The following is a 13,151-nucleotide window of genomic DNA, read 5'->3' as shown; positions in this document are numbered from 1 at the left end:
ACCGGCGTGACGGTGAGCCGGCCGTGTGCGGCGCGCAGCAACGCCATGGCGCCGACCGCGCCGACGACGACGGCGCCGAGCAGCAGCAGCCCGACCGCCGCTGCCCAGCCCGGCCGCAGCGTGGTGACGTCGGTGCGGCCCCGGACGAGACCGAAGCCGAGCAGCGCGACAAGCAGGCCGCCGAGGCCGTTGCGCCAGGCCAGCGCGGCCCCGCGGACCCGGTCGAGTTCGCCGCGCAACAGGCCGGACAGCTGTTGGGCGCGGCGCAGGTCGGTCGTGGTCGCCGGCGGGCCGGGGCGGAGCCGGATCACGCCTCGTCCTCCAGCACCAGCGTCCAGTAGGCGCCGCAGCCGACCATCGCGGCGGGGCGCTCGGGGTGCTCGGCGGCGCACTCGCACAGCACCGTCCGGTAGCCGTGATCCGGTCCTGCCGTCGCGGGCTCCCGCCGGTACAGCTCGTCGACCAGGGCGCTCGTGGTCGCGTGGCCGCAGCGCGGACACGGTCCGTGCAGCAGCACCGCCGGGCCGTGCGGACGCGCGGCGAAGGTGCTCGCGGCCCGCTCCGCGTACCCGGGGTCGGTGACCTCCGCGTAGGGCAGCAGTTCGTCCGGCATCCCGACCTCCCACCGTGGCCTCGGACCGCTCACGGTACCGGGCGCACGCACCCCCGACCGGCACCGGAAGGGGCGCGAAAGTTTCGGTTCCGCACAGGTGTCGGGTCCGGCTCGACGTTGCCGTGTGGGGGAACCCCACCCCTCATGAACGCCGGTTCGTGTTTCCAGAACGTTTCCGGAAGTCGTTGACACGCCGATCGGGTGACTTCAATACTGACGCCATCGACGTACCTCTATGACCGTCGATGTCCGCCCGCACCGCGCGGTCCGTGTCGTCCCGCTGGCCCCCGTGCCAGCCGTCCCAGGGAGGGAACACGCCCATGAACGACGCCCCCGTCCGCTCGGGCAGCCGCCGACGCGGACGCCTCAGGACACTTCTCGGCGGGGCCTGCGCCGTGGCGCTGGTCGCCGCCGGCACGACCGCGGTCCTGTCCGGCCCGGCCTACGCCGACCAGACCGTGACCTCGAACTCGACAGGCACGCACAACGGCTACTTCTATTCCTTCTGGAAGGACAGTGGCAACGTCTCCATGACCATGGGCAACGGCGGTCAGTACAGCACCCAGTGGAGCGGCATCAACAACTTCGTCGCCGGCAAGGGCTGGAACCCGGGCGCCCGCCGCACCGTCACCTACTCCGGCAGCTTCAACCCGTCCGGCAACGCCTACCTGACGCTCTACGGGTGGACCCGCAACCCGCTCGTCGAGTACTACATCGTCGACAGCTGGGGCAGCTGGCGGCCCCCGGGCAGCGGCTACATGGGCTCGGTCTCCACCGACGGCGGCACCTACGACATCTACCGCACCCAGCGGGTCAACGCGCCCTCCATCGAGGGCACGCGCACGTTCTACCAGTACTGGAGCGTCCGGCAGTCGAAGCGGGTCGGCGGCACGATCACCGCGGGCAACCACTTCGACGCCTGGTCCCGCTACGGCATGAACCTCGGCAGCCACGACTACCAGATCATGGCGACCGAGGGCTACCAGAGCAGCGGCAACTCCAACATCACCGTGGGCGGCTCCGGCGGGTCCAACCCGACCACCCCGCCGCCGAACGGCGGCGGGTGCACGGTCAGCGTGAGCCGGGCCGAGGAGTGGGGCGACCGGTTCAACGTCACCTTCTCCGTCAGCGGGTCCAGCAACTGGGTGGTCAGCATCCAGACCCAGGGCGGCCAGAGCCTGCAGAACAGCTGGAACGCCTCGGTCAGCGGCACCAGCGGCACGCTCACCGCCCGTCCGAACGGCAACGGCAACACCTTCGGCATCACGCTCTACAAGAACGGCAACAGCAACACGCCGACGGCGAGCTGCTCGGCCGGCTGAGCCGGCCCTCTCCAGTGGGGGCGCCGCGGTGACGCGGCGTCCCCACCCGTGCGCGTGTGCCGGCGGACACACCCGGGCAAAAACTTGATTCATTCCGAAAGACTGGACTAGTGTTCGTCGGGTGACGGCCGACTTCGAGACCCAGCTCCGGGCGGTCTCGTTGCGCGTGACCCGCCCCCGGCTGGCGGTGCTCGCCGCGCTGCGGGACCACCCGCACGTCGACACCGACACCGTGATCGCGCTGGTCCGGACGGGCCAGCCCACGGTCTCCCACCAGGCGGTCTACGACGTGCTGCGGGCACTCACCGACGCCGGGCTGGTGCGGCGCATCCAGCCGGCCGGAGCCACCGCCCGCTACGAGATGCGGGTGGGGGACAACCACCACCACGTCGTGTGCCGGTCGTGCGGCGCCATCGCCGACGTCGACTGCGCCGTCGGCGACGCCCCCTGTCTCACCGCCTCGGACGACCACGGCTTCGTGGTCGACGAGGCGGAGGTCGTCTACTGGGGCACCTGTCCCGGTTGCGCGACCACCCGTACCGCCCAGTGATCCGCCAGTTGTTCGGAAGGAAGCAGATGAGCGACACCCAGGACAACGCGCCCGTCAGCGCCCAGGGCGTGGACGCCAAGGAGGCGGCCGGCTGCCCGGTCGCGCACGACTCCGTGACCGCGCACGGCAGCGAGAGCGAGAACCCCGCGATCGACTCGCCGACCCCGAAGACCGGCGGTCGTCCGCGTACCAACCGGGACTGGTGGCCGAACCAGCTCGATCTGTCGGTGCTGCACGCCCACTCCGACAAGGGCAACCCGCTGGGCCCGGACTTCAGCTACGCCAAGGAGTTCGCCAAGCTCGACGTCGAGGCGCTCAAGCGCGACATCACCGAGGTCCTCACCACCTCGCAGGACTGGTGGCCGGCCGACTTCGGGCACTACGGCGGCCTGATGATCCGGATGAGCTGGCACGCGGCGGGCACCTACCGCATCGAGGACGGCCGCGGTGGCGCCGGTGACGGCGGCCAGCGCTTCGCCCCGCTCAACAGCTGGCCGGACAACGCCAACCTGGACAAGGCCCGCCGGCTGCTCTGGCCGGTCAAGCAGAAGTACGGCCAGAAGATCTCCTGGGCCGACCTGCTGGTGCTGGCCGGCAACGTGGCCCTGGAGTCGATGGGCTTCAAGACGTTCGGGTTCGGCTTCGGCCGGGAGGACGTCTGGGAGCCCGAGGAGATCTTCTGGGGCCCGGAGGACACCTGGCTCGGCGACGAGCGCTACGCCTCCGAGAAGGAGATGTCGCCCGGCGTCGGCGCGACCGAGATGGGCCTGATCTACGTCAACCCGGAGGGTCCGCGCGGCAACGCCGACCCGCTGGCCGCGGCGCACTTCATCCGGGAGACGTTCCGCCGGATGGCGATGAACGACGAGGAGACCGTCGCGCTGATCGCCGGCGGCCACACGTTCGGCAAGACCCACGGCGCGGGCGTCGCCGACGACCACGTGGGTCCGGAGCCCGAGGGCGCGCCGCTGGAGGCGCAGGGCCTGGGCTGGCTGAGCACCCACGGCAGCGGCAAGGGCGCGGACACGATCACCAGCGGTCTCGAGGTGACGTGGACCGACCGGCCGACGCAGTGGAGCAACCGGTTCTTCGAGATCCTCTTCGGCTACGAGTGGGAGCTGACCACCAGCCCGGGCGGGGCGAAGCAGTGGGTCGCCAAGGACGCCGAGGCGATCATCCCGGACGCCCACGACCCGTCGAAGAAGCACAAGCCGACGATGCTCACGACCGACCTGTCGCTGCGCGTCGACCCGGCGTACGAGAAGATCTCCCGGCGCTTCCTGGAGAACCCGGACGAGTTCGCGCTGGCGTTCGCCAAGGCCTGGTACAAGCTGCTGCACCGCGACATGGGTCCGGTCAGCCGCTTCCTCGGGCCGTGGGTCCCGGAGGCCCAGCTCTGGCAGGACCCGGTGCCGGCCGCCGACCACGCGCTGGTCGGTGACGCCGACGTCGCCGCGCTCAAGGCCAAGGTGCTCGACTCCGGCCTCTCCACCGCCCAGCTGGTCTCCACCGCCTGGGCGTCGGCCGCGAGCTACCGCTCCACCGACAAGCGCGGTGGCGCCAACGGCGCGCGGATCCGGCTGGAGCCGCAGCGCAACTGGGAGGTCAACCAGCCGGAGCAGCTGGCCACCGTGCTGGCGGCGCTGGAGGGCATCCAGCAGGAGTTCAACGCCGCCGGCGGCGCGCAGATCTCGCTCGCCGACCTGATCGTGCTGGCCGGCTCGGCCGCGGTCGAGAAGGCGGCGCGGGACGCCGGCGTCGAGGTGACCGTGCCGTTCCGGCCGGGTCGCACCGACGCCACCCAGGAGCAGACCGACGTCGAGTCGTTCCGGGTCATGGAGCCGCGCGCCGACGGTTTCCGCAACTACCTGCGGCCGGGTGAGAAGACCCAGCCGGAGGTCCTGCTGGTCGACCGCGCGTACATGCTCGACCTGACCGCGCCGGAGATGACCGTCCTCGTCGGCGGTCTGCGGGCCCTCGGGAACAACGTCGGCGGCTCGTCGCACGGCGTGCTCACCGACCGGCCCGGCGTGTTGACCAACGACTTCTTCGCCAACCTGCTCTCCCCGGGCACCCGGTGGAAGGCGTCGGAGACCGACGAGCACGTGTACGAGATCCGGGACCTGTCCACCGACCAGGTGAAGTGGACCGCCACCGCGGTCGACCTCATCTTCGGGTCCAACTCCCAGCTGCGGGCGCTCGCCGAGGTCTACGCCAGCGACGACGCGCGGGAGAAGTTCGTGACCGACTTCGTCGCCGCGTGGACCAAGGTCATGGAGCTGGACCGCTTCGACCTGGCCTGATCCGCCGTCGGTCCGACGAGCCCCGGTCGATCCCTCCCGGATCGACCGGGGCTCGCCTGTACCCGGGTCGGAACCCGGGCGCGGTCAACCGCGCCAGTGCTCGCAGCCGGCCACGATGAGTCGGAGTTGCCGGGTCGCGCGCTCGCGCAGGGCCGCCATGGCGCGCGGGTCGTCCACCACGTCGAGCAGGGCGGCGGCGGTCTGCCACATGTGGTCGACGAAGAGCGTGGTGGCCATCCGGACATCCTCGGCCGGCCACTCGCGCAGGTAGGCGGCGGCGTCCAGGCCGCCGGAGACCAGGTCGGCGGCGAGTTCGTCGGCGCCACGCCGGAGTTGCTCCTCGATCGCGCGGCGCACCACGGCCACGCCGCCGTACCGCTCCCGGGCGACGAACCGGTGCCGCTCCGGATGTCGCCGGACCTCCTCGAAGAGGACGGCCATCGACTGCTCGATCAGCTCGTCGCTGCCGGTGAGTCCGATGCGGACCATCCGCTCGGCGTCCCGGGTGCCGCCCAGGGACTGCTCCACCAGGGCGACCCCGAGCTGGCCGATGTCGGCGAAGTGGCGGTAGAACGCGGCCGGCACGATGCCCGCCGCCCGGGTCACCTCGCGCAGGCTGAGGCTGCTCAGGCCCTGGTCGGCGAGCAGACGCACGGCGGCGTCCAGCAGCGCCTGCCGGGTGAGTTCCTTGCGCGCGGATCGGCTATGGGACACGTCACCCAGTAAACACCTGTGCACCGACGTTTCCGGTCACCTAGCCTGGGCACTGAGTGAACAACTGTTCACGCGTCCGATGTGGAGGTCGAACCCGATGCTCGCCCTGATGGCCGCGCTCTGGCTGGCCGCCCTCACGCTCGGCACCGCCGCGTTCTCCGACCGCCCGCTGCTCTGCCTGGTCGCGGCCGCGTCGGTGGCGGCCGGCGTCGGCGTCCTGACCCGTGGCGGCGGCCTGCTGGCCCGACGCCGCGCCCGCGAGGGCTGACACCGCCGCACCGGCGAACCCGCTCGTGCGCGAAGGGAGACACCATGTCCGTCGTCAGCCGGGAACGGCCGATCGACACCCGGCCCGCCGGGACCGTGCCGCGCCTCGACGGCCGCGCCTCGGCCGCCCTCATGCTGGGCGGCGCCGGCCTGTTCGTGTTCAACCTGCTCTTCGGCCCCATCGCCATCGTGCTGGGCCGGCGGGCGGCGCGGGATCCCGCCGGCGGGCGGTTCGGCCGCGTCGGTGGGCGCCTCGGCGTCGCCCTGGGCGTGCTCGACCTGCTGGTCTGGGCCGTCCTGCTGTCCGTGCGCGTCGGCGGCGACGGGCTCAGCTGGCAGTTCTGAGGGGTCGCGGGCGTTCAGAGCAGCTCGGCGTCGTGCACGACCAGGGCGATCTGCACCCGGTTGTTCAGGCCCAGCTTGGCCAGCAGCCGCGACACGTGCCCCTTCACCGTCGGCACGCCCAGGCCCAGCGTTGCGGCGATCTCGGCGTTCGACAGGCCCTGGCCGACGCGCACCGCCACGTCGCGTTCCCGCTCGGTGAGAGCGGCCACCTGGTCCCGTGCGCGGGCCCGGCGGCTGCCCGCGACCGGATCCGCGACGTGGTCGATCAGTCGACGGACGACCGCGGGGGACAGGATCGCCGCTCCCGCGGCGACGGTACGGACGGCGGCGAGGATCTCCCGCGGCGGGGTGTCCTTGAGCAGGAAGCCGCACGCGCCGCCCCGGAGCGCGTCGAGCACGTACTCGTCGGCGTTGAACGTGGTGAGCACGATGATCTCCGGTGCGCCCGGCCGGGACCGGATCCGGCGGGTGGCGACCAGCCCGTCGAGGCGGGGCATCCGGACGTCCATGAGGATCACGTCCGGCCAGTGCGCCTGGGCCATCGACACGGCCTGCGCGCCGTCGGCCGCCTCCGCGACCACCTCGATGTCGGGCGACCCGCCGACCAGGATGCGCAGCCCGGCCCGGACCAGCGGGTCGTCGTCGACCACGGCCAGCCGGATCGGCCGCCGGCGGGGCTCCGACCCGGCGGGCGGTCCGCTCACGTCGGCCACGGCAGCCACACCTCCAGCCGGTACCGCCCGCCCTCCGTGCCGTGGCTCACCCGGCCGCCGGCCAGCGCCACCCGCTCGCCGATGCCGACCAGTCCCCGCCCGCCCGGCCCGCCGGCGCGTCCGCCCGTCGGCGGGGACGGATTGACCACCACGATGCGCAGTCCGTCGCCCGGGCGGCCGGTCAGCCGGAGCACGGCGCTGGCGTCGCTGCCGTGCCGGCGGGCGTTGGTCAGCGCCTCCTGCGCGATCCGGTAGACCGTCCGTCCCAACACCGTCGGCGGTTCGTCGCCCGTCACCTCGTCGGCGTACTCGACCCGCATCCCCGCCTCGCGGGCGCTCGCCACCAGGTCCGGCACGTCGGCGAAGCCGGGCTGCGGCGGCTCCGGCCGGTCCGCGACGCCGACCACGGCCCGCAGTTCCTCGAGGGCCTCGTGGGCGCTGGACCGGATCGCGCCGGCCGCGATCGCGATCTCGTCGGGTCGGGCGTCGGTGCGCACCTCCAGCGCGCCCGCGTGCAGGCTGATCAACGACATCCGGTGTGCCAGCACGTCGTGCATCTCCCGGGCGATGCGGGCCCGTTCGGTCAGCCGCGCCTGGTCCACGCGCAGGTGCTGCTCGGCCTGCAACCGCGCGGCGTGCGCGCGCAGCGACTCGGTCAGCCGCCGGTAGGCCTGCACGAACTGACCCCAGCCGATCGCCGCGGCGCCGGTCACCGCGCGGAGGACGACGTCCACCCAGACCGGGTACGGCGGGTCGTGCTGGAGCAGGAAGTAGACCACGCCGGTGCCGACGTGCACCGCGGCCAGGGCGAGCAGCAGCCGGGCCCGGTGCCGGACCGCCGCGGTGAACAGCGCGACCAGGACCGGCCCGGTCGCGGTCACCGAGATCGCGCCGAACGGCAGCAGTGCGACCAGGACGGCCACCGGCCGGCGCCGCCGGAGCAGCAGCGGAACGGCGCAGAGCACGCCGATCAGCACGTCGACCGGCCACGGGATCGCCGCGCCGGCCGCGGTCGCGTCGCCGATCCGCAGCATCGTCAGGCCGTACGCCAGCGCCACGGTGACCGCCACGGTGTCGGCCAGGCGGTGGCGCGCGGCCGTCCGGTCGCCCGTCGGATCCGGTACGAGCAGGGCGAACAGCGCGGCGGCCATGCCGGCAGCCTAGGCGGTACGGGTGGCGACGCCACCTACCAAAGTAGGGGAGCGGCCGGATCCTCCGGCTCGTGCGCGGCTGCACGTCCGGCGGCGATCCTCGGTCGGGTCGAACTCACGAGGTGGAGGCCCACGTGGACGTGCACGAGACGATCACCGGCGCGCTGCGGCGTGCGGTAGGGACCCGGGGGCGCCGGGTCCTTCTCGTGGTGACGGCAGGGGTCGGCGTCCTCGCCGCCGCGGCGCTCCTGGCCGGGCTCCCGCCCGCCGAACGCACCGCCGCGACGTTCGCCGAAACGGTGCACGCGTTCGTCTCCGTCCCGCTGCCGTTCGTCGGTGCCCTGCTCGCGAACGACCTGCGCCGCGCGCCCGGCCGGCGGGTGCTGCCCACGCTCGCCGCGGCGACGCTGATCGCCGTGGCCGTGGGGCTGGCCGGCGACGCGATCTGCGGCGCCGCGCTGGCCGCTTCCGGGTCCACCGCCCCCGACCCGTGGGCGCACGCCGGCGGGCTCGCCGTCGCCGGCGTGCTGGTGCAGGTGCTCGCGCAACTCGTCGGCACGGGTCTGGGGCTGCTGGTCGCCCGGCCGGGGTGGGCCTGCGTGGCCACGATCGTGCTGCCGCTGGGCGCGTACGCGCTGTTCACGCCGCTCGGCGCGGTCCGTGACCGGCTCACCCCGTACGGGGCCCTGCGGGCGGTGCTCGGCGCGGAGCCAAACGGGCCGGCGTGGGCCCGGTGGGTGACCGCGGCGCTGCTGTGGGGTGTGGTCCTCAACGTGGTCGGTGCCGTCGCGCTGTGGCGTCGCGCCGGCCGGGTCGACCGCTGATCCTGGAAGTTCTTGCTCGGCGTGGCCAGTCTTCCCAGGACGAGGGGCCGGCCGTCTCGCGCCGTGGGAGTGCTGCCTCCGTCGCCGATGTCCGTCTATAAGGGATCGTCCCTGGTGGGGGCGGATGTTGCGGCACCGGTGTTGCCGGCCGGTTTCGAAAACTTTGCCGCAAGGTATTGCAAAGACTTTCATGGATCCCGCATCGTGTTCGCTACCCGGACGGCCGTCCAGCTCCGCGCACCCCTTCGAGCACGGAAGAGGTCCCCCTGCCATGGAATCCGCCAGGCCACACCCCCGTGGCCGTGCCGGCCGCCTGATGCTCGCCGCCGCGCTGGTCGCGGCCGGTGGCACGGCGGTCGTCACGGCTGCCACCACCGCCGCCCCCGCCCGCGCCGCCACCGTCCTCAACGACAGCGAGGTGACCGCCAACCTCTGGCAATGGAACTGGCCCTCGGTCTCCGCCGCCTGCACCGACCACCTCGGACCCGCCGGGTACGGCGCGGTGCAGGTGGCGCCGCCGCAGGAGTCGGTCAGCCTGCCGAGCAGCCCCGACGGCGTGCACCCCTGGTACGAGGTCTACCAGCCGGTGTCGTACAAGCTGGACAGCCGGTTCGGCAACCGGCAGCAGTTCGCCGCCATGGTCGCCGCCTGCCACGCCGCCGGTGTGCGGGTCTACGTCGACGCCGTGGTCAACCACATGGCCGGCACCAACAACCCGGCCGGCACGCGCGGCTACGCCGGCACCGAGTTCTCCGGCTACAGCTACCCGGCCGTGCCCTACGGCAGCGGCGACTTCCACCGCCCGGGCGACAACTGCCCGACCGGCGGCGGCATCAGCGACTGGAACAACGAGGCCCAGGTGACCAGCTGCGAGCTGCTGTCCCTGTCCGACCTCTACACCGAGAAGGACGCGGTCCGCACCAGGATCGCCGCGTACCTGAACGACCTGATCGGGCTCGGCGTCGACGGCTTCCGGGTCGACGCGGTCAAGCACGTCAGGAAGGACGACTTCGCCGCGATCCTCGGCAAGCTGGACGACACCCTCGCCGAGGGCAGGCGCCCGTACGTGGCCCAGGAGATCTTCGACGGCGCCAGCAACCCGGCGCTGCAGGCCCGGGCGTTCACCGGCAACGGCGACGTGCTCGACTTCGCGTACGCCAAGGGCATCCGCTCGGCGTTCCAGGGCTCCGTCGCCGCGCTGGCGAACGTGGCGAACTGGAACCTCGACGCGCCGAGCGCCAACGTCTTCGCCATGGTCACCAACCACGACCTGGAGCGCGACGGGGTGGTGCTGTCCTACAAGAACGGCACCGACTACGTGCTTGCCAACTACTTCGCGCTCGCCTACCCGCACGGCAAGCCCTCGGTCTACGACAGCTTCACCTGGTCGAACCGCAACCAGTCGCCGCCGCACGACGGCACCGGCCGGGTCACCGACACGGTCTGCGGCGCCGCCTGGACCTGCCTGAGCCGCACCACCGGCATCAAGGGCATGGTCGGCTGGGCGAACGCGGCCCGCCCGGTGAGGACCGTCTCCGACTTCACCACGGTGACCAGCAACGTGATCGGCTTCCACCGGGGCGACCGGGCGTGGATCGGCATCAACGACTCCGGTTCCGCCACCACCGCCACCTTCGCCACCGGGCTGGCCGACGGCCGCTACTGCGACGTCATCTCGGGCGTCGCCACCGCCACCGGCTGCACCGGCGGCACGGTGACCGTCTCCGGCGGCCGGGCCACCGTGACCGTCCCGGCCAACGACGCCGTCGCGATCCATGTCGGGGCCCGGCCGGGCACGAACCCGTCGCCGACCGCCTCGCCGACCACGTCGCCGACCGGCAACCCCACCGACCGGGTCGCCACCACGTTCACCGTCGCCGCGACGCCGGCCGCCGGCCAGGACGTGTACGTCGTCGGCAGCGTCCCCGAGCTGGGCTCGTGGTCCCCGGCGAACGCCGTGAGACTGGCTGCGCAGGGCGACGGCAGCTACCGCGCCACCGTCGACCTGCCCCGCTCGTCCACGGTGGAGTACAAGTTCGTGAAGATGACCACCGGCGGAGCGGTCACCTGGGAGTCCGGCGCGAACCGGACCCTCACCACGCCGGCCGCCGGCACGTACGCGGTGACCGAGAGGTTCCGCGGTGACACCGTCACCTCGACCGTCGCCGCCACGTTCGCCGTCACCGCCACCACCGTGTACGGCCAGAACGTCTTCGTCGTCGGCAACGTCCCGGCGCTGGGCGGCTGGAACCCGGGCGCGGCGGTCCCGCTCTCCCCGGCCACGTACCCGGTGTGGCGGGCGACCGTCGCGCTGCCCCCGGACACGGCGGTCGAGTACAAGTACGTGAAGAAGAACCCGGACGGTTCGGTGACCTGGGAGTCCGGTGCGAACCGGACGTTCACCACCCCGGCCGGCGGCACGCGCACCGCCACCGACACCTGGCGCTGAGCGCCGACGGCGGCCCGTCCCCGACCCCGGGGACGGGCCGCGCCCGCCGGTCACGCCGGCACGAACGACCAGACCTGGGCCGGGTTGCCGAACCCGGTGCAGTGGTAGATCTGGACGGTCGCGCCGTCGGCGGAGGAGCCGCCCCGCACGTCCAGGCACCGGCCGCCGACCTGCGACCTGACCTGGTGCACACCGCTGAACGAGTTCGGGTTGACCGTCCACTTCATGCTGCTCGTCCCGGTGCAGGCCCACTGCTGCACCGGCGTGCCGTCGGCGTTCACCCCGTTGCGGACGTCGAGGCACATGCCGCTGGACTGGTTGACGAACGTGTAGGTGCTCTGGCCCACCGGCGACCAGCGCTGCACCGCCTGCCCGTCGCAGGTCCGCTGCACGACGAGCCCGCCCAGCGACGACGGGGCGCCGTACCGGTCCACCTCCAGGCACTTCCCGCTGCCGTAGTTGACGATGGTGTAGTGGCCGCCGGCCGCCTGCGCCGGCTGCCCGAGCGCCGCCGCCCCCAGCCCGGCGGCCAGCAGGCTCGCCGCCACCGCCCCGCCCACTCTGCTCCTGATCATCGTTGCGTCTCCCATCGGATCGGACCCTTCTTCCGTCGCCGGACCGGGCCGCTCCCGGGCGATCCCGCTGCGTGCCTCGGATCCGGCTGGTGCCGACGCTAGGGAGCGCGGCACCGGTCCGGATCCGGGAACCTCCTAGTCGACGCGGGTCCGGGCGCGTGATGTCGGGTTCGCGTCGGCCCCACCGGTCCGGAACCGACAAGCGGTTAGCGTGCGTCCATGGGTGGTGCTCCGGTTCCGGCTCTCGCCGACGGCACGGCCCGGGACGGGTGGGAGGGCCTCCTCGGGCGGGCCGACGAGTGCCGACGCCTGGCCGGTCTGCTGACCGACGCCCGCGACGGTCGCGGGGGAGCGCTTGTCGTCCGGGGCGCGGCGGGCGTCGGCAAGACGGCCCTGCTGGACCACTGCGCCGAGCGGGCCGACGGGATGCGGGTGCTGCGCGCCACCGGCGTGCCGTTCGAGGCGGACCTGCCCTTCTCCGCGCTGCACGAACTCGCCCGCCCGCTGCTCGACCGGCTGGACGACCTGCCGGCGCAGCAGGCCGACGCGCTGCGTACCGTGTTCGCCGTCGACGGCGGGTCCCGCCCGGTCAACCGGCTGGCCGCGTACGTGGCGACGCTGACCCTGCTCACCACGGCCGCCGAGGCGACGCCCGTGCTCTGCCTGGTGGACGACGCGCACTGGATCGACCCGGCCTCGGCCGAGGCGTTGCTGTTCACCGCGCGGCGGCTGCTCGCGGACCGGGTCGCGATCGTCTTCGCCAGCCGCGACGTGCCCGGCTTCGACGGGCGCGGCGTGCCGGAGCTGCCGCTGGCCGGTCTGGAGCCGGAGGCCGCCGTGCGGCTCGCCATGCGCGCGGGGCTGGACCGGCGGGTCGCCACCGAACTGGCGGTCGCCACCGCCGGCAACCCGCTCGCCCTGGTCGAGTTGCCGGTGACGCTGGCCGAGGAGCGCCGGCACGGCTGGCTGCCGCTGGAGCAACCGCTGGTGCTGGCCGACCGGATCCGGACGAGCGTCCTGGCGCACGCCCGCGACCTGCCCGAGACGACGTGGCGTGCCCTGGTCGTCTGCGCCGTGGCCGAGACCACCGGTCCGGCGCTGCTGGACCAGGTGCTGGCGGTGGACGGGCTGGGCCTGGACGCGCTCGACCGAGCTGTCGACGCCGGCCTGATCCGGGTCACCGCCCGGGAGGTGACGTTCCGCCACCCCCTGGTGCGGGCGGCGGTGCACACCGCGGCCGGACCCGGGCGACGCCGGTCGGCGCACCTGGCGATCGCCTCGGTGCTGACCGGCCCCGACGCGGCCGACCGCCGGGCCTGGCACCT

14 protein-coding genes are annotated in these 13,151 nt (G+C 73.3%); 8 read left to right on the top strand and 6 right to left on the bottom strand.

All coding sequences use genetic code 11. The features are described from left to right. On the bottom strand, positions 1-311 hold a 311-nt coding region (locus HUW36_RS13855; RefSeq protein ID WP_217428810.1), incomplete at its 3' end, for a hypothetical protein. Next, positions 308-613 carry a hypothetical protein gene (locus tag HUW36_RS13850; protein WP_174528539.1) on the bottom strand — a complete coding sequence of 102 codons (306 nt, stop codon included), beginning with the start codon at positions 611-613 and terminating at the stop codon, positions 308-310. The genes HUW36_RS13850 and HUW36_RS13855, both read right to left, overlap by 4 nt. Positions 614-933: 320 nt before the next feature. Between HUW36_RS13850 and HUW36_RS13845 the strand changes: the two genes are divergently transcribed. From HUW36_RS13845 to katG, 3 genes are all read left to right on the top strand, one after another. Further along, positions 934-1,935, top strand: coding sequence for a glycoside hydrolase family 11 protein (locus tag HUW36_RS13845; protein ID WP_174528538.1), 1,002 nt, complete (start codon positions 934-936; stop codon positions 1,933-1,935). Between the two features lie 121 nt (positions 1,936-2,056). Continuing rightward, positions 2,057-2,485, top strand: coding sequence for a Fur family transcriptional regulator (locus HUW36_RS13840; RefSeq protein WP_174528537.1), 429 nt, complete (start codon positions 2,057-2,059; stop codon positions 2,483-2,485). Between the two features lie 26 nt (positions 2,486-2,511). Then, the gene (katG, locus tag HUW36_RS13835) at positions 2,512-4,788 is read left to right on the top strand and encodes a catalase/peroxidase HPI (RefSeq protein ID WP_174528536.1); all 2,277 of its coding nucleotides are present in this window, start codon (positions 2,512-2,514) and stop codon (positions 4,786-4,788) included. An 84-nt stretch (positions 4,789-4,872) separates the two neighbouring features. On the opposite strand, the gene HUW36_RS13830 is transcribed toward katG, so the two are convergent. Beyond that, positions 4,873-5,502, bottom strand: coding sequence for a TetR family transcriptional regulator (locus tag HUW36_RS13830; RefSeq protein WP_174528535.1), 630 nt, complete (start codon positions 5,500-5,502; stop codon positions 4,873-4,875). Between the two features lie 97 nt (positions 5,503-5,599). On the opposite strand from HUW36_RS13830, the gene HUW36_RS13825 reads away from it, so the two are divergent. Next, on the top strand, positions 5,600-5,770 hold the full coding sequence (locus HUW36_RS13825) for a hypothetical protein (RefSeq protein ID WP_174528534.1): 171 nt from the start codon (positions 5,600-5,602) through the stop codon (positions 5,768-5,770). A gap of 44 nt (positions 5,771-5,814) precedes the next feature. Then, positions 5,815-6,114 carry a hypothetical protein gene (locus HUW36_RS13820; protein WP_217428808.1) on the top strand — a complete coding sequence of 100 codons (300 nt, stop codon included), beginning with the start codon at positions 5,815-5,817 and terminating at the stop codon, positions 6,112-6,114. Between the two features lie 14 nt (positions 6,115-6,128). Here HUW36_RS13820 and HUW36_RS13815 read toward each other — a convergent pair whose 3' ends face one another. Together HUW36_RS13815 and HUW36_RS13810 are read right to left on the bottom strand one after the other, a co-directional pair. Next, positions 6,129-6,818 carry a response regulator gene (locus HUW36_RS13815; RefSeq protein ID WP_425487235.1) on the bottom strand — a complete coding sequence of 230 codons (690 nt, stop codon included), beginning with the start codon at positions 6,816-6,818 and terminating at the stop codon, positions 6,129-6,131. Then, entirely contained in the window at positions 6,815-7,978 is a 1,164-nt protein-coding gene (locus HUW36_RS13810; RefSeq protein ID WP_174528532.1) for a sensor histidine kinase, read from the bottom strand. The genes HUW36_RS13815 and HUW36_RS13810 overlap by 4 nt, the downstream gene beginning before the upstream one ends. Positions 7,979-8,112: 134 nt before the next feature. Between HUW36_RS13810 and HUW36_RS13805 the strand changes: the two genes are divergently transcribed. Further along, positions 8,113-8,802, top strand: a complete 690-nt coding sequence (locus tag HUW36_RS13805) for a hypothetical protein (RefSeq protein ID WP_174528531.1) — start codon at positions 8,113-8,115, stop codon at positions 8,800-8,802. A gap of 271 nt (positions 8,803-9,073) precedes the next feature. Further along, positions 9,074-11,251 carry a carbohydrate-binding module family 20 domain-containing protein gene (locus tag HUW36_RS13800; RefSeq protein ID WP_174528530.1) on the top strand — a complete coding sequence of 726 codons (2,178 nt, stop codon included), beginning with the start codon at positions 9,074-9,076 and terminating at the stop codon, positions 11,249-11,251. A 50-nt stretch (positions 11,252-11,301) separates the two neighbouring features. On the opposite strand, the gene HUW36_RS13795 is transcribed toward HUW36_RS13800, so the two are convergent. After that, positions 11,302-11,826 (bottom strand): RICIN domain-containing protein, encoded by a 525-nt coding sequence (locus HUW36_RS13795; protein ID WP_174528529.1) that lies wholly within the window; start codon positions 11,824-11,826, stop codon positions 11,302-11,304. 219 nt (positions 11,827-12,045) lie between these two features. On the opposite strand from HUW36_RS13795, the gene HUW36_RS13790 reads away from it, so the two are divergent. Then, positions 12,046-13,151: AAA family ATPase (locus tag HUW36_RS13790; protein ID WP_174528528.1), on the top strand; the 1,106-nt coding region annotated here is incomplete at its 3' end.

Origin of the sequence: Micromonospora maritima (assembly GCF_902825405.1) — a bacterium.
Lineage (GTDB): Bacteria > Actinomycetota > Actinomycetes > Mycobacteriales > Micromonosporaceae > Micromonospora > Micromonospora maritima.
This window is presented reverse-complemented; position numbering and strand designations above follow the sequence as displayed.